16 protein-coding genes are annotated in these 18,316 nt (G+C 67.9%); 11 read left to right on the top strand and 5 right to left on the bottom strand.

Annotated elements, in window-relative coordinates; translation table 11 throughout:
• Positions 1–99: 99 nt before the first annotated feature.
• The 3 genes from groL to ACQY4O_RS12860 form a co-directional block, all read right to left on the bottom strand.
• Positions 100–1,734 (bottom strand): chaperonin GroEL, encoded by a 1,635-nt coding sequence (gene groL, locus ACQY4O_RS12870; protein WP_428376760.1) that lies wholly within the window; start codon positions 1,732–1,734, stop codon positions 100–102.
• A 194-nt stretch (positions 1,735–1,928) separates the two neighbouring features.
• Positions 1,929–2,243 (bottom strand): co-chaperone GroES, encoded by a 315-nt coding sequence (locus ACQY4O_RS12865; protein WP_428376759.1) that lies wholly within the window; start codon positions 2,241–2,243, stop codon positions 1,929–1,931.
• Positions 2,240–2,407, bottom strand: coding sequence for a hypothetical protein (locus ACQY4O_RS12860; protein ID WP_428376758.1), 168 nt, complete (start codon positions 2,405–2,407; stop codon positions 2,240–2,242). The genes ACQY4O_RS12865 and ACQY4O_RS12860 overlap by 4 nt, the downstream gene beginning before the upstream one ends.
• 183 nt (positions 2,408–2,590) lie before the next feature.
• Here ACQY4O_RS12860 and ACQY4O_RS12855 point away from each other — a divergent pair, with 183 nt between their 5' ends.
• Complete coding sequence (locus tag ACQY4O_RS12855) at positions 2,591–4,585, top strand: putative bifunctional diguanylate cyclase/phosphodiesterase (RefSeq protein WP_428376757.1); 1,995 nt, start codon at positions 2,591–2,593, stop codon at positions 4,583–4,585.
• Positions 4,586–4,682: 97 nt separating this feature from the next.
• Positions 4,683–5,921: a kynureninase gene (gene kynU / locus ACQY4O_RS12850; protein WP_428376756.1), complete on the top strand. Its 1,239-nt coding sequence runs from the start codon at positions 4,683–4,685 to the stop codon at positions 5,919–5,921.
• Between the two features lie 49 nt (positions 5,922–5,970).
• Here the strand turns inward: kynU and rhaI are convergent, their stop codons facing one another.
• Both rhaI and ACQY4O_RS12840 read right to left on the bottom strand, forming a co-directional pair.
• Positions 5,971–7,287, bottom strand: coding sequence for an L-rhamnose catabolism isomerase (rhaI, locus tag ACQY4O_RS12845; protein ID WP_428376755.1), 1,317 nt, complete (start codon positions 7,285–7,287; stop codon positions 5,971–5,973).
• Positions 7,288–7,300: 13 nt separating this feature from the next.
• The gene (locus ACQY4O_RS12840; RefSeq protein WP_428376754.1) at positions 7,301–9,427 is read right to left on the bottom strand and encodes a bifunctional rhamnulose-1-phosphate aldolase/short-chain dehydrogenase; all 2,127 of its coding nucleotides are present in this window, start codon (positions 9,425–9,427) and stop codon (positions 7,301–7,303) included.
• Positions 9,428–9,517: 90 nt separating this feature from the next.
• Here ACQY4O_RS12840 and ACQY4O_RS12835 point away from each other — a divergent pair, with 90 nt between their 5' ends.
• The 9 genes from ACQY4O_RS12835 (at position 9,518) to ACQY4O_RS12795 (ending at position 18,302) form a co-directional block, all read left to right on the top strand.
• On the top strand, positions 9,518–10,369 hold the full coding sequence (locus tag ACQY4O_RS12835; RefSeq protein ID WP_428376753.1) for a DeoR/GlpR family DNA-binding transcription regulator: 852 nt from the start codon (positions 9,518–9,520) through the stop codon (positions 10,367–10,369).
• Positions 10,370–10,426: 57 nt separating this feature from the next.
• Complete coding sequence (gene rhaS / locus ACQY4O_RS12830) at positions 10,427–11,452, top strand: rhamnose ABC transporter substrate-binding protein (RefSeq protein WP_428376752.1); 1,026 nt, start codon at positions 10,427–10,429, stop codon at positions 11,450–11,452.
• 135 nt (positions 11,453–11,587) lie between these two features.
• The gene (locus ACQY4O_RS12825) at positions 11,588–13,057 is read left to right on the top strand and encodes a sugar ABC transporter ATP-binding protein (RefSeq protein WP_428376751.1); all 1,470 of its coding nucleotides are present in this window, start codon (positions 11,588–11,590) and stop codon (positions 13,055–13,057) included.
• A complete protein-coding gene (locus ACQY4O_RS12820; protein ID WP_428376750.1) occupies positions 13,050–14,051 on the top strand; it encodes an ABC transporter permease in 1,002 nt (333 codons plus the stop codon). Before ACQY4O_RS12825 ends, ACQY4O_RS12820 begins: the two co-directional genes overlap by 8 nt.
• Positions 14,052–14,061: 10 nt before the next feature.
• A complete protein-coding gene (locus tag ACQY4O_RS12815; protein ID WP_428376749.1) occupies positions 14,062–15,063 on the top strand; it encodes an ABC transporter permease in 1,002 nt (333 codons plus the stop codon).
• The gene (locus ACQY4O_RS12810; RefSeq protein ID WP_428376748.1) at positions 15,060–15,191 is read left to right on the top strand and encodes a hypothetical protein; all 132 of its coding nucleotides are present in this window, start codon (positions 15,060–15,062) and stop codon (positions 15,189–15,191) included. Before ACQY4O_RS12815 ends, ACQY4O_RS12810 begins: the two co-directional genes overlap by 4 nt.
• A gap of 20 nt (positions 15,192–15,211) precedes the next feature.
• The gene (locus tag ACQY4O_RS12805) at positions 15,212–16,630 is read left to right on the top strand and encodes a hypothetical protein (protein WP_428376747.1); all 1,419 of its coding nucleotides are present in this window, start codon (positions 15,212–15,214) and stop codon (positions 16,628–16,630) included.
• Positions 16,603–17,349, top strand: coding sequence for a hypothetical protein (locus tag ACQY4O_RS12800; protein ID WP_428376746.1), 747 nt, complete (start codon positions 16,603–16,605; stop codon positions 17,347–17,349). Before ACQY4O_RS12805 ends, ACQY4O_RS12800 begins: the two co-directional genes overlap by 28 nt.
• A gap of 143 nt (positions 17,350–17,492) precedes the next feature.
• The gene (locus ACQY4O_RS12795) at positions 17,493–18,302 is read left to right on the top strand and encodes an SDR family oxidoreductase (RefSeq protein WP_428376745.1); all 810 of its coding nucleotides are present in this window, start codon (positions 17,493–17,495) and stop codon (positions 18,300–18,302) included.
• Positions 18,303–18,316: the final 14 nt, after the last annotated feature.

The raw sequence follows: 18,316 nt of genomic DNA, 5'->3' as shown, positions 1-18,316 counted from the left end.
ATTTACGACGCCGGAGCCCCGGCGGATGCAGAGAGCCCGGCAAGCGCCTTGCAGCCGGGGCTGCAAGGCGTCGGCGGGGCTCTCTAAGGCAAATCGACGTCAGTAATCCATGTCGCCCATGCCGCCGCCCGGAGGTGCCGACGGCGCCCGCTTCTCCGGACGCTCGGCCACCATCGCTTCGGTGGTGATGAGCAGGCCGGCCACCGACGCCGCGTTCTGCAACGCGACCCGCACGACCTTGGTCGGATCGATGATACCGGCCGCGATCATGTCCTTGAAGATCCCGGTCTGCGCGTCGTAGCCGTAGCCGTAGTCGGTATTTTCGAGGATCTTGCCGCCGATCACCGCGCCGTCCTCGCCGGCATTGGCCGCGATCTGCCGCAGCGGCGCCTGCACGGCCTTGCGTACGATCTCGATGCCGACCCTCTGGTCCTCATTGTCCGCCTTCAGGCTGGCCAGGATCGCGCTCGCCCGGGCCAGGGCCACGCCGCCGCCAGGCACGATGCCTTCCTCGACGGCCGCGCGCGTGGCATGCAGCGCGTCATCGACACGGTCCTTGCGCTCCTTGACCTCGACCTCGGTCGAGCCGCCGACCCGTATCACCGCGACACCGCCGGCAAGCTTTGCCAGCCGCTCCTGCAGCTTCTCGCGATCGTAGTCCGAGGTGGTCTCCTCGACCTGCGCGCGTATCTGCTCGCAGCGCCCCTTGATCTGGTCGGTGGCGCCGGCGCCTTCGATGACGGTGGTGTTCTCCTTCTCGATCAGCACGCGCTTGGCCCGGCCCAGCATGTCGAGTGTCACGCTTTCGAGCTTGATGCCGAGATCCTCGGAAATCACCTGGCCGCCGGTCAGGATCGCCAGATCCTCCAGCATCGCCTTACGGCGGTCGCCGAAGCCGGGCGCCTTGACGGCGGCGACCTTCAGGCCGCCGCGCAGCTTGTTGACGACGAGCGTCGCCAGGGCCTCGCCCTCGACATCCTCGGCGATGATCAGCAGCGGACGCCCGGACTGCACCACGGCTTCGAGCAGCGGCAGCAGCGACTGCAGGCCGGCCAGCTTCTTTTCGTGGATCAGGATGTACGGGTTGTCGAGATCGACCGTCATCTTCTCAGCGTTGGTGATGAAATACGGGCTCAGATAGCCGCGGTCGAACTGCATGCCCTCGACGACCTCGAGCTCGGTCTCCATGCCCTTGGCTTCCTCGACGGTGATCACGCCCTCGTTGCCGACCTTCTGCATCGCCTGCGCGATCATGCGACCGATATCGGCCTCGCCATTGGCCGATATGGTGCCGACCTGCGCGGTCTCCGCCTCGGTGGTGATCTTCCTGGTGCGCAGGGCGAGTTCCTCGACCAGGGCGGCCACCGCCTTGTCGACGCCGCGCTTGAGGTCCATCGGCGCCATGCCGGCGGCGACTGCCTTGCCGCCCTCGCGTACGATCGCCTGCGCCAGCACGATCGCGGACGTGGTGCCGTCACCGGCGACGTCGTTGGTCTTGCTTGCGACCTCGCGCACCATCTGCGCGCCCATGTTCTCGAACTTGTCGGAGAGCTCGATCTCCTTGGCGACGGTGACGCCGTCCTTGGTAATGCGCGGTGCGCCGTAGCTCTTGTCGATGACCACGTTGCGGCCCTTGGGTCCCAGTGTCACCTTCACCGCGTCGGCCAGAATATCCACACCGCGCAACATGCGGCTGCGTGCGTCGTCGCCGAAGCGTACGTCCTTGGCTGCCATAACTTCTCATTCCTTTGGAGCCCGATCGGATCGATCAGGCTAAGCTTGTCGTCAGATCTAGTGGTAATAATCTGACGGAAGAGTCGTCGGATTTTACCACTAGCCTTTGGTTTGGTGGGCCGATTGAACCTGCCGCTCGGGTCGTGAGCGTCAGGATCGGACCACTGGCAGCCTTGTCCGCTGCTCCTGTCGGTTCAGGCGACCTTGGCGAGGGCGTGCGGCCCCTCGATGACGCCGAGCAGGTCGCTCTCCTTCATGATCAGCAGGTCCTCGCCGTCGATCTTGACCTCGGTGCCCGACCATTTTCCGAACAGCACGCGATCGCCGACTGTCACGTCGAGCGCCACGATGGCGCCGGCCTCGTTGCGGGCCCCGGGGCCGGCGGCGACGATCTCGCCTTCGACCGGCTTCTCCTTGACAGTGTCGGGAATGATGATGCCGCCGGCGGTCTTCTCCAGGGCGGTGATCCGGCGGACCACGACGCGGTCGTGCAGCGGACGGAATGTCATATGGGTCGATCCTTCTTGCGGCCGATGCCGGGATGCGGCCGTTCCGGAGCGCCGGTGGCGACGGGGCCACCGCCGCGCGGCCATCCCGTCGCCGCGATCAGCAACGGGCTGTTCGCCCGATCATCCAGGCAGGCGAGGATGCGGGCGCCGCGACATCCCGCCAAGCCTCGGAAACTACTCACGCCGGTGGCACGGATCAGCTCGTTAACCCGGCTTTAAGCACAGCCGCCTACGGTGGACTGCATGCGGACCCTCGAGCCGGCACGCGCCGGGAGTAGGGCAAAGGGGGTCGCCGACGCCGCCTGAGCCTTCGCCGCCTCCATGCCAGCCAGCAACCGGAAATGAGCATGACGCACGGTTTCGTTCCCACCCGGCGGATCGACGCGCTCCGGACGCCGCCGGCACGTCCGAGCGGCGATCCCAGCCTGGCGCGATCGCAGCTCAAGGCGCTCTCCAAGCAGCTCCCCGTTCTGTACGGCATCCTGATCGCCAACACCGCGCTGCTCGCCGCGACCCATCTGCGCTGCGCGCCGATCCTGCTCACCGTCATCATACCGTCCATCGCCTGCGCCGGATGCGTGGGAAGGATCGTGGTCTGGCTGCTGCGGTCCATCGACGGCGTCAGTGAAGGCCAGGCGCTCAGGCAGCTACGCGGCACCGTCTGGCTGACGGCAGTGCTCGGAGCTGTCTTCACCGGATGGTCGCTCAGCCTGTTCCCCTACGGGGATTCCTATGCCCAGTTCCATGTCGCGTTCTACATGGCGATCACCGTCATAAGCTGCATCTTCTGCCTGATGCACGTGCGCAACGCCGCCCTGCTGCTGACGGCGGTGGTGATCATCCCGTATGTGATATTCTTCGGCCTGACCGGCAATCCCGTCTTCATGGCGATGGCCATCAATCTGCTGCTGGTCACGGCGGGAATGGTCTTCATGCTGCTCCGGAACTACGCGGACTTCACAGCCCTGATCATGTCGCAACGCGCCCTGCTGGTACGTCAGGCCGAGACCGAGCGCCTGAGCGACGACAACTTCATCCTCGCCAACCTCGACAGCCTGACCGGCCTGCCGAACCGCCGCCGCTTCCTGGCGGATCTCGATCGGGTTCTGGCCCAGGCGGAGCGGACGGGGACCCGCTTCGCGGTCGCCCTGTTCGACCTCGACGGCTTCAAGGCCGTCAACGACGTCCACGGGCACGCCAGGGGCGATCAGCTGCTGGCGGAGGTCGGCCAGCGGCTGCGGAGCATCGCGGGCTCCTGCGTCCTGATGGCGCGTCTCGGCGGCGACGAGTTCGGCACCATCCTGCTGGGCAACCCGACCGAGGCCGACATCATGGCCTTCGGCGAGCGGCTCTGCGGGCTGCTGCAGGGGCCATATCTTTCCCCCGACATCATGGCCGAGGTCTCCGGCTCCGCCGGCCTGGTCTCGTATCCGGATGGCGGCATGACGGCGCAACAGCTCTTCGAGCGGGCCGACTATGCGCTCTACAACTCCAAGCAGACGCGGTGCGGCGGCGCGGTGATCTTCTCGCACGAGCACGAGACCCGCATCCGCGAGAACAGCCGGATCGAGCAGGCGCTCCGGCATGCCAACCTCGGCGACGAGATGTGGCTCGCGTTCCAGCCGATCCACGACGTGCGATCGCAGCGCACGATCGGCTTCGAGGCGCTGGCGCGGTGGCGCAGCCCGACGCTGGGCATCGTCGGCCCGCAGGTCTTCATCCCGATCGCCGAGCAGGCCCAGCAGATCGGCCGGCTGACCGAAATCCTGCTTGCAAAGGCGTTGCAGGCTGCCGCCGCGTGGCCGGCGCCGCTGTGCGTCTGCTTCAACCTGTCGGCGCTGGATCTCGGCTCGCCGGCAACGATGGCGGCCGTGCGACGGATCATCGGCGAAAGCCGCATTGCCGCGAGCCGCATCGAGTTCGAGGTGACCGAGACCGCGGTGATGCGCGATTTCGAGCAAGCCGCGCAGGCGCTGCAGACGTTGCGCAGCCTCGGCGCCCGCATCGCACTAGATGATTTCGGCACCGGCTTCTCCAGCCTGAGCCACGTGCACCGCCTCAAGCCAGACAAGATCAAGATCGATCGCAGCTTCATCGTCGATGTCGAGACCAGCCCGGCATCGCGCGGCATCGTCAGGACGATCGCCGACATGTGCCGCAACCTCGGGCTCGACTGCGTGGCGGAGGGCGTCGAGACGCAGGCGCAGCTGCGTATCCTGAGGGCGCTCGGATGCCATTTGATCCAGGGCTATCTGTTCGGGCGCCCGATGTCGGACGCCGCCGTCGGCCAGCATGTCGCAGGCCACCACCGTCTCCTGGGTATTGCGGCCCACGAGGCCTGACGCACCGCCTCGGCTGCCACGCATGCCGCAAGCCTCAGGTCTCGACGGTTAAATGACGGCAGACCGGCGCCTGCATCGCGCCCGCCATGGAGGCCGCATGACATTGACCCTGGCGCGACTGCAAGCCTTGGATGAAGCCGACCCGCTGGCAGCCTTCCGCGCGGAGTTCCGGCTGCCGGAGGGCGTGGTCTATCTGGACGGCAACTCGCTGGGCCCGCTGCCGTGCGCGACCGCTGCCCGGATCGCCGCGGTGGTGGAGCAGGAGTGGGGCGGCGGGCTCATACGGTCCTGGAACGACGCCGGCTGGATCGACCTCCCGGGGCGCCTGGGGGACGAGATCGGCAGCCTGCTCGGCGCGCCGCCAGACAGCGTGCTGGTGGCGGACTCCACCTCGGTGAACCTGTTCAAGTTGCTGGCGGCGGCACTCACCCTGCGGCCCGGCCGCACCGTGATCCTGACCGAGACAGGCAATTTCCCCACCGACCTCTATGTCGCCGAGGGGCTGGTGCAGCATCTCGGCGCCCGGCATGTCGTGCGACGCTGCGCGCCTGATGCGCTGGTGTCGGCCCTCGGGCCGGACGTGGCGGTGCTGATGCTGACCCACGTGAACTATCGCACCGGCGCCATGCACGACATGGCGGCGCTCACCGCGGCGGCGCACCGGACCGGTACGCTGGTGCTGTGGGACCTCGCGCATTCGGCCGGCGCGGTGCCGGTCGACCTGGCCGCGGCGGATGTCGATTTCGCGGTCGGCTGCGGCTACAAGTTCCTCAATGGTGGCCCGGGAGCACCGGCTTTCCTGCATGTGGCGCCCCGGCTGCAGGCCGAGATGCGGTATCCGCTCACCGGCTGGCTCGGCCATGCCGACCCGTTCGGTTTTGACGAGGGCTTCCGCCCTGCAGCCGGTATCGGCCGGGCCGCCGTCGGAACCCCGTCGATCCTTGGCATGGCGGCGCTGCAGGTGGGCGTGGGGATCGCCTCCCGCGCCCCCATGCCTGCGGTGCGGGCCAAGTCGCTGCTGCAGTCCGGGCTGCTGATGGATCTGGTGGCGCAGGAATGCCCGGACCTCGAACTCGAACTGGTCACGCCCCGCGATCCCGCCCGGCGTGGCAGCCAGGTCTCGTTGCGGCATCCGCACGCCTGGCCCGTGATGCAGGCCCTGGTGGCGAACGGGGTCATCGGGGATTTCCGCAGCCCGGATATTCTGCGCTTCGGCATCACGCCGCTCACCCTGCGCCACGCCGATCTCTGGCGTGCCGTGGCGGTGCTGCGCCGCGTGCTGCAGGGCGGGGAATGGCGGCAGGAGCAATACCAGGCGCGCCGCCCGGTCACGTGACGAGGGCAGTGGCCGGTGGTTCGGACCGCGAACCGGCGCCGCGAACGCCTCAGACGATGCCGCCGCCACCCGCCGCGCGCTTCGGGCGGCGTTCGGCACACGTGCGCCGGTAGTTGCTGGCGCGATACGCGGCCAGCGGGTCGATCGCCGCACCCTTGCGGAAACGCGCGGTGGCCAGGATCGGGCCGACATCGGTGGTGAAGGCGCGCTTGAGCTGCTGGTTAGCCAGCATCGCGTCGTTGCCGTCCTGGTACTCCGACAGGGCGACGCGGTCGACCAGCAGCGCCATGGCGTAGGCGCGCTGGATCTCGATCGCCGACGAGATCAGGCTCTCGACCGGGTCGGTGACGTTGTGCGACTGGTCGATCATGTAGGCCGGTGCCGGGTCCAGCCTGCCGCAGCACTGGGCGTCCACCAGCTCGTTGAAGACCAGGAACAAGCGGTGCGGGTCGATGGCGCCGGCATCGAGATCGTCGTCGCCGTATTTGGAGTCGTTGAAGTGAAAGCCTGCCAGCTTGCCGGCGTGGATCAGGCGCGAGACGATCATCTCGATGTTCACGTTCGGGGCGTGATGGCCGAGATCGACCAGGCAACGCGCCTGCGGGCCGACCGCCTGCGCCGCCAGCAGCGACGAACCCCAATCCTGGATCACCGTCGCATAGAACGCCGGCTCGTAGATCTTGTGCTCCAGGAACAGCGTCCAGTCCGCGGGCAAGGCGCTCGCGACCTGCTGCACGCTGTCGATGTAGCGCTCGAAGGTGCGGCCGAGATGCGACTGGCCCGGGAAGTTGGAGCCGTCGCCGATCCAGATGGTGAGCGCCTTCGAGCCGAGCGCCTCGCCGGCGCGGACGGCCGCGATGTTGTGCGCGATCGCCTGCGCGCGTACGGCCGGATCGGTGTGCGACAGCGAGCCGAACTTGTACGAGAGCGGGTGTGCCGCGTGCGTCGGATGATCCTGGAAGGTGTTCGAGTTCACCGCATCGAATCCCAGGCCGAGCGCCTCGGCGTGCGCGCGCAGCGCCGCGAAGTCCGGCACCTCGTCCCACGGAAAATGCGGCGAGATGGTGGGCGTGGCACCGGTCAGGCTGTTGATCACGGCGCAATCCTCGAGGCGGTCGAACACGCTGGCCGGCTCGCCCTCGCCGGGGAAGCGCGCGAAGCGGGTGCCCCCGGTGCCGGTGCCCCAGGACGGCACCGCCACCGCGAAGGCTGCCACCTGCGCCGTCACCTGCTCGATATCGACGCCGCGCCCGGCCAGCTTGCCCCCCAGATACTCGTAGTCGCGCACGGTCTCGGCCTCGAGCGCACGATTCAGCTCGGCGCGGAAGCTGCCATCCGCCGGGCGGATGTGGCTGATCTGGTTCATGGAGCCCTCCTGCTCACCGCGTGAAAGCCGGCGCGTGGCCTGCATCAACGTTCAGAATGTTGCCGGTGGATTTGCCGGAGCGGGTGTCGCTGGCGAAGAAGGCGATGCCCTCCGCGATGTCCTCCGGATAGACGCCGCGCTTGAGCATCGAGCGCTCGATATAGACCTGTTCCAGATCCTCGCGGGTGGTGCGGTTCGACGCGGCGCGCTGGTCGCCCCATTCCCCCTGCCAGATACGCGAGCCGCGCAGTACCGCATCGGGGTTGACCACATTGGAGCGTATGCCGTGCGGCGCCCCTTCCAAGGCCAGGCAGCGCGAGAGATGCACTTCGGAGGCCTTGGCCACGCAATAGGCCGCGGCGCCGGGAGACGCCACCATCGCGTTCTTGGAGGCGACCAGGACGATCGAGCCGCCGGTGCCCTGCGCCTTCAGCAGCCGGAACGCCTCGCGGGTGACCAGGAAGTAGCCGGTCGCGAGGATCGACATGTTGCGGTTCCACAACGCCAGGCTGGTGTCCTCGATGGCGGCGGCCGAGGCGATGCCGGCATTGGAGACGCAGATATCGATGCCACCGAAGGCGAGGGCCGCGTCGGCATGGAGCGCCGCCACCGCCGCCTCGTCGGTCACGTCCACCCAGAGACCGACCGCCGCATCGCCGCCATGGCTGCGTCGGAGTTCCGCCTCGCAGGAAGCCAGGACATCGCGGTCGATGTCGCAGATCACGATGGCGGCGCCTTCGTCGGCCAGCCGGCGCGCGGTGGCCATGCCGATGCCGCCGGCGCCGCCGGTGATCAGCGCGACCTTGCCGGCGAGCGGCTTCGGCTTGCCCATGCGGGCGAGCTTGGCCTCCTCGAGCAGCCAGTATTCGATGTCGAAGGCTTCCTGCTCCGGCAGGCCGCGATATTGCGAAACCGCCGACGCGCCGCGCATGACGTTGATGGCGTTGGTGTAGAATTCGGCGGCGATGCGCGCGGTCGCCTTGTCGGCGGCAAAGGTGATCATGCCGACGCCGGGGACGAGATAGACCACCGCATTGGGATCGCGCATCGCCGGCGAGGTTGGCCGGCGGCAGCGCTGGTAGTAGGCGGCATAGCTATCGCGGTAGGCGGCGATCGCCGGTGCCAGCCGCGGCAGGATGTCGGCTGCAGTCTCGCGGGCGGGGTCGAAAACGATCACCAGCGGCGCGATCTTGGTGCGCAGGAAATGATCCGGGCACGAGGTGCCGAGCGGGGCAAGCTCCGCGAGCGCATGCGAGCAGATGAATTCGAGCACCGCCGGGCTGTCGTCGAAATGTCCGATCCGGGCGGCAGTGGCCGAGGTCCGGTCGCGGCCACTGATCAGGCCTCGGATATGCGGCATGATCGCAGCGGCGACGGCCCGCCGCTCGGTCGGCGGGAGGGCCTGGACCGTCTCGCCGCCGAAGGCAGGGCGCCCCGCCGACTGCCGGGCGAGCCAGGCGATGGCGTGGTTGATGGTGTCGATCGTCGTCTCGTAGCATTCCTTCTGGGTCTGGCCCCAGGTGAACAGGCCGTGCGCTTCCAGCACCACGCCGCAGGCATCCGGGTTCTCGTCCACGAAGTCCCGCAGCCAGATCCCGAGCTCGAAGCCCGGCCGCCGCCAGGATACCCAGCCGATCGCATCGCCGAAGATCTCCCGTGTGAGGCGTCGGCTGTCGGCGGAAGCGGCAATGGCGATGATCGCGTCGGGATGCACATGATCGACATGCGGGCGGGGGATCAGGCCATGCAGCGGGGTGTCGATCGAGGTCGCACGCGGATTGAGGTTGAAGGTGAGGTGCGGGTAGAGCCCGACCATCGCGTCCTCGTGCTCCGGGCCCTTGTACAGCGACTGCGACTGCAGCAGCCTGTCCATGTAGAGCGTCGAGAAGCCGTCGAGCTGCATGGTGCCGATATCGCCGCCGGAGCCCTTCACCCACAGCACGGTGACGGTCTCGCCGGTCAGCGGATCGGTCATCGGCAGTTTCGAGGAGGTGTTGCCGCCGCCATAGTTGGTGACGCGCTTGTCCGACCCGAGCAGGTTGGAGCGGTAGAGCAGCAGCGCCTCGGGCGACAGCGTGGCGGCAACGGCATCGTCCCAGCGATGCTCCAGCAGCGCGATGTCGGGTGTGGCCGTGTCCATGGTGAGGGTCCCCGCGATCAGGGAGCCAGTCTCCCATGCCGATCACTTTCGATCAAGTCCGACCGGAACCAATCATCCACGCTTGACGGGATGCAAATCCGCCCGCAACCTGCCGGCAATGGGAGTGGAAGTCGCCCTATCGTGCTTGAGCGTGAGCGTCACCGACTGATCCTCAGAACCGCCGAGGAGCGCTCCGTGGTCGGCGTGCCGGACCTGTGCGAGTTGCTCGGCGCCTCCGAGGCGACCATCCGTCGCGACATCGCGGGCATGGCGGAGCGCGGCGAGGTGCGCCGCGTGCGCGGCGGCGTCGAGGCGTTGCAGCCGCGCTACGAACCGCACCTGGTCGGCACGCCGTTCGTGTTCAGCCAGGATGTGCAGGCGCCGCAGAAGCGCGCGGTGGCGCGCGAGGCGGCGGCCCGCATGCATCGCGGCGAGAGCGTGATCATCGGTGGCGGCAGCACCACCTTCTGCCTGGCCGAGTTCCTCGAGGACCGCGAACTCGACATCATGACCAACTCGTTTCCCTTGGCGGCGCACCTGGTCAACCACAGCCGCAACCGCATCACGCTGCCCGGGGGCGCGATCTATCGCGAGCAGTCGATCGTGCTGAGCCCGTTCGACGACGTGACGCAGCATTTCTGGGGCCGCAGCTTCTATACCTCGTGCTACGGGCTGAACCGCTTCGGCATGATGGAGAACGACCCGCTGATCGTGCAGTCGCAGAACAAGCTGCTGGCCAGTGCGGAGCGGGTCGTGGTCCTGGCGGACAGCCGCAAGCTGCGCCAGTACTCGTCGATGATCGTCATTCCGCTGACGCGCATTGCCACCATCATCACCGACTGGGAGGCGCAGCCGGACGAGCTGGAGCCGTTCCGCGCCGCCGGGATAGAGGTCGTCATCGCCGCGGCCGGAGAGGACACGGTGACCAGGCAGGTTGCCTGATCTAGGGTGCGAGACTAGGCCGTCGCAAAGAATGGCCGTGCAGGGAGCAGTCAGGATATGAACAGACGAGACGTGTTGGCGGGAATTTCCGCATTGGGCGCGGTTGCCACAGGTGGCTTGCTGCTCCCCGGCGGCACGGCATGGGGCGCCGGACGGCCGGTGCGCATTGCCATCGTGGCGAAATCGCTCGGCAACGGCTTCTTCAACGCGGTGCATCTGGGCGGCGACCAGGCCGCTTCCGCCATCGCCGCCGCCGGGGGCGGTCCGGTCGAGGTGATCTTCACCGGGCCGACCAATACCGCAGCCGAGAACCAGATCGACGTGGTCAATGCGCTGATCGCCCAGCATGTCGATGCGATCGCGATCTCCGCCAACGATCCCGATGCGCTGGTGCCCTCCTGCAAGCGCGCCATGCAGCGCGGCATCAAGGTGATGTCGTACGATTCCAGCGTCGCCAAGGATGGCCGCATCCTCTATCTCGCCGACGCCACCGACCAGCAGGCCGGCGATGCCTGCCTCGACCTCGCGGCGGATGCCTGCAACGGCCACGGCAAGGTCGCGATCCTGTCGGCGACCGCGACCTCGACCAACCAGAATTCCTGGATTGCGGCGATGAAGTCCGACCTGCCGAAGCATCCGGGCCTCGATCTCGTCACCATCGTCTATGGCGACGACCTCTCCGACAAATCATATCGCGAGGCCACCGCGCTGCTGCAGAAATATCCCGACCTCGCGGTGATCATCGCCCCCTCGACGGTGGCGATCACTGCGGCGGCCAAGGCCGTGGACGATGCCGGCAAGAGCGGACGGGTGTTCGTCACCGGCCTCGGGCTGCCGAGCGAATGCGCCGGCGCGGTCGAGCGCGGCACCATCAAGAGCTTCGCAATCTGGAATCCGGTCGATATCGGCTATGCGGTGATCGAGATCGCCAGCGCCCTGGTCGCGGGCAAGGGCGGTCCCGGCACCAGCATCCCCGCCGGCAAGCTCGGGCCGATCGCGTTCGATGCCGACGGCAACGGCACGCTCGGCAAGCCGACGACCTACGACAAGAGCGATATCGTGGCTGCTGCGAAGTTATTTTAACAGGCGAGGGGCTTTGCCCCTCGACCCCATCAAAGGCAAGCCTTTGAAATCCATTCGTCTAAGAATCGGGGTCTGGGGCCCCCGGCCCCAGTGGGTCAAGGGCAAAGCCCTTGGTCTGCGCTGATGCGGCCGATTTTGAGCCTAGATGGCGTTGCCAAATCCTATGGCGGCGTCAAGGCGCTCACCAACGGCGCGCTAGACCTTTATCCGGGTCAGGTGACGGCGCTGCTAGGCGAGAACGGGGCCGGCAAGTCGACGCTGGTGAAGATCATCACCGGCATCGTGCGTGCGGATGCTGGCCGCTTCATGCTCGACGGCAAGCCGGTCGCCATCGAGTCCGCGGAGCATGCGCGCAGTCTCGGGATCAGCGCGATCTTCCAGGAACCGGTGGTGTTCGATGCGCTGACAGTGGCGGAGAACATCTTCATCACCGGCCGGCCGCAGAAGCGTGGGTTGGTGGACTGGCGCGTGATGCTGCGGCGGTCGCGCGAGATCCTGGCCGAGCTCGATCCGGGCATCGAGCCGGACATGGTGCTCGGCCGGCTGTCGGTGGCGCAGCGGCACTTGGTCCAGATCGCTCGTGCTTTGTCCAACGAGGCGCGCATCGTGATCATGGACGAGCCGACCGCGTCGCTGTCGCATCGCGAGGCGGAGGAGTTGTTCGCCATCACCCGGCGGCTGCGTGACGAGGGCAGGGCGATCCTGTTCATCTCGCACAAGTTCGAGGAGGTGTTCGCGTTGTGCGACCGCTATGCGGTGTTCCGCGACGGCGCCGGCGTCGGCCAGGGCTCGCTTGATGGTGTCACCAGCGAGCGGCTCATCACCCTGATGGTCGGCCGGCCGGTGGACCAGGTTTTTCCCAAGCAGGCGGTGGCGATCGGGCGGGAAGTGCTGCGCATCGAGGCGCTCGGGCGTGGGCAGGAATACGAGAATGTCTCGTTCGACGTGCGGCAGGGCGAGATCCTCGGGGTCTATGGCTTGATCGGCGCCGGTCGCTCGGAGGTCATGCACGCGCTGTTCGGCACCGCGCCGGCCGAGACCGGCCGCATCGTGCTCGATGGCGAGACGGTCAGCATCCGATCGGCGGGCGAGGCGATCAGGCGCGGCATCGGCTTCGTTCCCGAGGACCGGCAGCGGCAGGGCGCGCATCTGCGGCTGGCCATCGGCGACAACATCACGCTGCCCGCGCTCGGATGCACCACGCGCGCCGGGTTCCTGAGCGGGCGGCGCGAGCGCGAACGGGCGGGACCGCTGGCGGATCAGCTCGGTGTCAAGATGTCGGGGCTGGACCAGCGGGTGGACGAGCTGTCCGGCGGCAACCAGCAGAAGGTGGTGATCGCGAAGTGGCTGGCGACGTCGCCGCGCGTGCTGATCCTGGACGAGCCGACCAAGGGGATCGATGTCGGGGCCAAGGCGCAGGTGCACCGGCTGATGGGCGAACTGGCGGCGCAGGGTGTCGCGATCATCATGGTGTCGTCGGAATTGCCGGAAGTGCTCGGCATGGCGGACCGCATCATGGTCATGCGTCGCGGACTGGTGCAGGCGATCGTGGCGCGCGCCGAGGCAACCCCGGAGCGGATCGTGAAGCTGGCAACCGATGCGTGAGGCGATCGCCCGCATGCAGCCACCGCGGTGGCTGCGCACGCGCGAGGCCGGGCTGCTCGGGCTCGACCTGCTGCTGCTGGCGGCGATCGCGCCGGTCTTCCCGGCCTTCCTGCGGCCGGTCAATCTCGCCGGGCTGTTCGACGACACCGCGTTGCTGATCCTGCTGGCGTTGGGCGAGATGCTGGTGCTGTTGACACGCGGCGTCGATCTCTCGATCGCGGCCAATCTGGCTTTCACCGGCATGGTGGTGGCGCTGCTGAACCAGTATCATCCGGGCCTCGGCCTGGTGCCGGTGCTGGTGCTCTCGGTGCTGATGGGAGCAGCGCTCGGGGCGGTCAACGGCCTGCTGGTCTGGCTGCTGCGCATCCCCTCGATCGTGGTGACGCTCGGCACGCTCTCGATCTATCGCGGTGCGGTGTATCTGGCCTCGGGCGGCAAGTGGGTGAACAGCAACCAGATGTCGCCTGCCTTCCTCGGACTGGTGCGTCTGCAGCTGGGCGGCGTGAGCATGCTGTCCTGGACCGCGATCATGTGCGCCGTGCTGGTCGCGGTTTTCCTGCGCCGGACCGTTCGAGGCCGCAACCTCTATGCCGCCGGCAACAATCCGGCGGCCGCGATCTATGCCGGCATCGATGTCGGCGTCATGCAGGGCGCGGCCTTTCTGATCGCCGGCGCCATTGCCGGCCTGTGCGGCTATCTCTGGGTGTCGCGCTATGCGGTCGCCTATACCGATGTCGCCAGCGGCTTCGAGCTGCAGGTGATCGCGGCCTGCGTGATCGGCGGCGTCTCGATCTCCGGCGGTGTCGGCAGCGTCGCCGGCGTGGTGCTGGGGGCGCTGTTCCTCGGCATCATCAAGAACGCGTTGCCGCTCGTCGGTGTCTCGCCATTCTTGCAGATGGCGGTGAGCGGCATCGTGATCACCGGCGCCGTGCTGATCAATGCGCGCGGCGCGCAGGCCTCGGCGCTGCGCATCCTGGAACGGCGGCCGGCCTGAAAATGCAACAATGAGCGATCTCAGCCTGTCGGCACGGTCCTTGTCGCGAACCATCAGGCGCCCATGGCGCGCCCTGCTCCGGTGGGAGACCCTGCTGGTGCTCGCGATCCTGATCGATTTCGCGATCAATGCCCGCGCCTCGCCGTATTTCCTCGACCCCTGGACCTTGTCGGATGTCACCGTCAGCGTTGCCGAAAAGGCGGTGGTGGCGCTGGCGATGGCCTTCCTGGTGATGGCAGGCGAGATCGACATTTCCGTGGGCGGCACCATCGCGCTGGCGTCCGTCGTCATGGGACTGGTGGCAAAGGGCGGCCTGCCGCTGCCTCTGGTGGTCGCGGGCGGTATTGCGACCGGATTTATTGCCGGCTGCGTCAACGGTGCGCTGGTGACGATCGGCCGGGTGCCGTCGATCGTGGCCACCATCGGCACCATGACCTTGTTCCGCGGCATCGCCTATGCCGTGCTCGGCGACGGCGTGCTGAAAACCTACCCGCCGGGGTTCGCGTGGCTCGGGCAGGGCACCGTGGCAGGCCCGGTCTCGTTCGAGCTGGTGCTGTTCGCACTCCTGGCGGCGGTGGCCACGGTGCTGCTGCACGCAACCGCCTTCGGGCGCCGGGTGATTGCCACCGGCAGCAATCCCGAGGCATCGCGCATGTCGGGCATTGCGACCGGCCGGCTGCGGTTCTGGTTGTTCGCGGCTGTCGGCACCGCGGCGGGCCTGGCCTCGGTGCTGCTCACCTCGCGGCTCGGCTCGACGCGGCCGTCGATCGCGCAAGGCTGGGAGCTCGAGATCGTCACCATGGTGATCCTCGGCGGGGTCGCCATCGAGGGCGGCGTCGGCAGCATTCCGGGCGTGGTGCTGGCGGCGATCCTGATGGGACTGGTCACCTTCGGGCTCGGGTTGCTGAACGTGCCCGGCATCGTCATGTCGGTCGTCACCGGAACCATGCTGATCGTCGTCGTCGCGGTGCCGGCGGCGTTGCGCCGGTTCGGACCCGGGGGGCGTCGATGATCGACAGGTCGGAAAAGATCGCCTTCCGCATGCAGCTCTGGTGGCGGCACATGGCCGATATCATGCAGACGAACGCATCCGGCAGGCCGGTCACGGAGCCGCTGCCGCTGCTGTTCCACCTGGACTGACGATGCCGAACCCTGGCCCGATGTCCGGCTTGCACGATCGGCCCTGGCAACCAGGACAATTGCTGGTCGTGCTCGATATCGGCAAGAGCAACGCCAAGATCGTGCTGGTCGATCCGCTGACCGGCGCCGAGCTGGCGTCGATGCGCCGGCCGAATGCGGCGCTGCAGGATGGTCCGGTGCGCCAGCTCGACCTGGATGGCGTCGCCGGCTGGCTGCTGTCGTCGCTGGCAGCGCTGCCGGAGCGACAGCGTATCGCGGCGATCGCGCCGGTCGCGCACGGCGCCGCCTGTGTCATGCTCGCGGCCGGGGGTGCGGCCGTGCTGGCACCGGATTACGAGGATCCGGTGCTGGCGAGCGAGCCGGAAACCTACGATGCGTTGCGCGACCCGTTCGCGCAAAGCCTGTCGCCGGCGCTGCCGCTGGGCCTCAATCTCGGCCGGCAGATCCACCATGTGCAGCACCGGCTGCCCGACCTGTTCGAGCGCGTCGCCAGCATCGTCCCGTACGCGCAGTACTGGGCGTTCCTGCTGTCCGGCATCATGGCGAGCGAGGTGACATCGCTCGGCTGCCATACCGATCTCTGGTGGCCGGCGCAGCACCGGTTCTCGGACCTGGCCACGAACGCCGGTTGGGACCGGCTGTTCGCGCCGCTGCGTCGGGCCGGCGAAACGCTCGGTCTGTTGCGGCCGGAGATCGCCGCGCGATGCGGCCTGCCGAGGGACTGCGCCGTGCTGTGCGGCATCCACGATTCCAACGCGTCGTACCTGCGCCATCGCATGCACCGGCCCGGGTCGGACCGCTTCGCCGTGATCTCGTCGGGAACCTGGACGGTGCTGCTTGCCAGCAACATCGCCGGCGGCGCGCTGCGGCAGGACCGCGACATGCTCGCCAATGTCGACGCGTTCGGTGCCCTGGTCGGCACCGCGCGCTTCATGGGCGGGCGCGAATATGTCGCGGTTGCCGGTGTGGAGGCCCCGCCGCCGGACTGGGCCGGGCTGCAACGGGCGCTGGCGGCGGACGCTCATGTGCTGCCCGGCTTCACCGTCGGCGGCCAGTTTCCGGACCAGGTGGGCGAGCTGGTGCACGCGGACGGCCTGGACGCAACAGCGCGGGCCGCTCTTGCGAGCTTCTATGTGGCGTTGCTGACCGACGTGGCGCTCGATCTGCTCGGCGCCGGCGGTGATGTCATCATCGACGGGCCGCTGGCGGAGAATCCGCTGTTTCCGGGACTGCTCGCCGGCCTGCGCGACGGCTCCGCGGTGCTGCTCGGCGAGGATGGTGCGGGCTCGATCGGCGGCGCACGTTGCCTGCTGCTCGGCGCCGGCGCCGAGCCGGCCGGATTGCGGCGGCCGGCACCCTGCGATACCCGATCGCTGGGCGACACCCGAGCGCTGGTCGCGGCAAGAAGCAGATGGCGGGAGGCCGTGCGAGCCCGATGAGCGTGCTCTGGTGCCAGGGCATGTTCGCAAGTGGCTCGACCTGGCTGTACAACGTGGCGCTGGCAGTCGCGACCGACCTCGATGGCGGGCGGCCACCGCAGGGACGCTTCGTCTTCGACATGGCCGATACCGTCGGCCTGGTCGGGACACAAGGGCGCCATATCGTCAAGGCGCATCAGGCAAGGCGCGGGGTCGCGGCCATCGCGCGGCACTCGGATGCGATCCTGGTCACCCTGCGCGACCCGCGCGATGCGGTGGTCTCGCTGATGCTCTACCAGGGATTCTCGTTCTACCGGGCCCTGCTCAATGTTTGCTACGCCGCCGAGGCGTGCCTGCTGCTGGCGGCGCACCCGAGGGCGGTGACGTTGCATTACGAGCTCGGCTTCATCGACGATCCGGCCACGGTGACCGGGATCGCGCGGCAGATGGGTGGCTCGCTGTCGGAGCCGCGACGCGACGCGATCTTCCTCTCCACGCGCAGGCCAGCCGTCGAAGCCTTCATCGCGCAGCTCGATGCGCAGCCCACCACCATTACCGACCGGTTCGGCGATGTGTTCGATCTGGCGAGCCACTGGCACCGGCACCATGCCGGGCGCACCGGCGAGATCGGGCGGTGGCGCAGGATGCTGTATCCGGCCCAGCTCGACGGCATCGAGACCGCGCTGCGCGGCTGGATGCAGACCTTCGGCTACCAGCCGCTGCACGCCATCCAACCCTGATCGCCGCCAGGTGCCAGGTTCCGGGCGGCTGCGGCTGCCATCCGGAACTCCCGCCGGCCGGATTGACGGGATGCACCCTTGCACCGAGGATCAGGCCGGCAAAATATTGCATCGTGCGGTCGCAAACAGAGGAGGCTGTCCGGATGAGCAGGCTGGACAACAAGATTGCGGTCGTCACCGGAGGAACCCAGGGGCTCGGCGCCGCCGTGGCGCACTTGTTCGCGGCGCGTGGCGCGGCCGGCCTGGTGATCTGCGGTCGCGGCGCGCCCAAAGGCCAGGCGCAGGCGGCGTCGATCCGGCAGCAGGCCGGCATTCCCGTCGAGTATGTCAGGGCTGACCTCGAACGGGTCGAAGACTGCCACTCGGTCATCGCGGCTGCCGATCGGCAGTTCGGTCGCGTGGACATCCTGGTCAATGTCGCGGCGATCACGGACCGCGGCACCATCCTCGATACGTCACCCGAACTGTTCGACCGGATGTTTGCGATCAATGTCAGGGCGCCGTTCTTTCTGATGCAGCATGCGGTCGCGCTGATGCGGCGCGACCGTACCGAAGGCAGCATCGTGAATGTGTCGTCCATGTCGGCACTCGGTGGACAGACGTTCCTTGCTGCATATTCGGCATCGAAGGGCGCGCTCGACACCCTGACGCGGAATACGGCGCACGCGCTGCTGCGCAACCGGATCCGGGTCAACGGCTTGAACCTTGGCTGGATGTCGACCGAGGGAGAGGACCGGATCCAGCGTGACCATCACGGCCGTCCCGCGGACTGGCTGGCGGATGCCGCGGCAGGTCAGCCGTTCGGCCGCCTCATCGATCCGGCCGAGGCAGCACGCGCCATCGCGTTCCTGGCGTCGGCGGAGTCTGGAATGATGACGGGTGCCTGCGTCAACTACGACCAGTCGGTCTGGGGTGCCTATGACCAGTCCGCGCATCCGGCAAACAGGCTCTGAGCACAACCCCCGCC

Source organism: Lichenicoccus sp., assembly GCF_965277665.1.
GTDB lineage: Bacteria > Pseudomonadota > Alphaproteobacteria > Acetobacterales > Acetobacteraceae > Lichenicoccus.
This window is presented reverse-complemented; position numbering and strand designations above follow the sequence as displayed.

Excerpts from the sequence above, each read along its gene's own strand:
- groL (WP_428376760.1), bottom strand. The coding sequence starts at position 1,734 with ATGGCAGCCAAGGACGTACGCTTCGGCGACGACGCACGCAGCCGCATG.
- ACQY4O_RS12865 (WP_428376759.1), bottom strand. The coding sequence starts at position 2,243 with ATGACATTCCGTCCGCTGCACGACCGCGTCGTGGTCCGCCGGATCACC.
- ACQY4O_RS12855 (WP_428376757.1), top strand. The coding sequence starts at position 2,591 with ATGACGCACGGTTTCGTTCCCACCCGGCGGATCGACGCGCTCCGGACG.
- kynU (WP_428376756.1), top strand. The coding sequence starts at position 4,683 with ATGACATTGACCCTGGCGCGACTGCAAGCCTTGGATGAAGCCGACCCG.
- rhaI (WP_428376755.1), bottom strand. The coding sequence starts at position 7,287 with ATGAACCAGATCAGCCACATCCGCCCGGCGGATGGCAGCTTCCGCGCC.
- ACQY4O_RS12840 (WP_428376754.1), bottom strand. The coding sequence starts at position 9,427 with ATGGACACGGCCACACCCGACATCGCGCTGCTGGAGCATCGCTGGGAC.
- ACQY4O_RS12835 (WP_428376753.1), top strand. The coding sequence starts at position 9,518 with ATGCAAATCCGCCCGCAACCTGCCGGCAATGGGAGTGGAAGTCGCCCT.
- rhaS (WP_428376752.1), top strand. The coding sequence starts at position 10,427 with ATGAACAGACGAGACGTGTTGGCGGGAATTTCCGCATTGGGCGCGGTT.
- ACQY4O_RS12820 (WP_428376750.1), top strand. The coding sequence starts at position 13,050 with ATGCGTGAGGCGATCGCCCGCATGCAGCCACCGCGGTGGCTGCGCACG.
- ACQY4O_RS12815 (WP_428376749.1), top strand. The coding sequence starts at position 14,062 with ATGAGCGATCTCAGCCTGTCGGCACGGTCCTTGTCGCGAACCATCAGG.
- ACQY4O_RS12810 (WP_428376748.1), top strand. The coding sequence starts at position 15,060 with ATGATCGACAGGTCGGAAAAGATCGCCTTCCGCATGCAGCTCTGGTGG.
- ACQY4O_RS12805 (WP_428376747.1), top strand. The coding sequence starts at position 15,212 with ATGTCCGGCTTGCACGATCGGCCCTGGCAACCAGGACAATTGCTGGTC.
- ACQY4O_RS12800 (WP_428376746.1), top strand. The coding sequence starts at position 16,603 with ATGGCGGGAGGCCGTGCGAGCCCGATGAGCGTGCTCTGGTGCCAGGGC.
- ACQY4O_RS12795 (WP_428376745.1), top strand. The coding sequence starts at position 17,493 with ATGAGCAGGCTGGACAACAAGATTGCGGTCGTCACCGGAGGAACCCAG.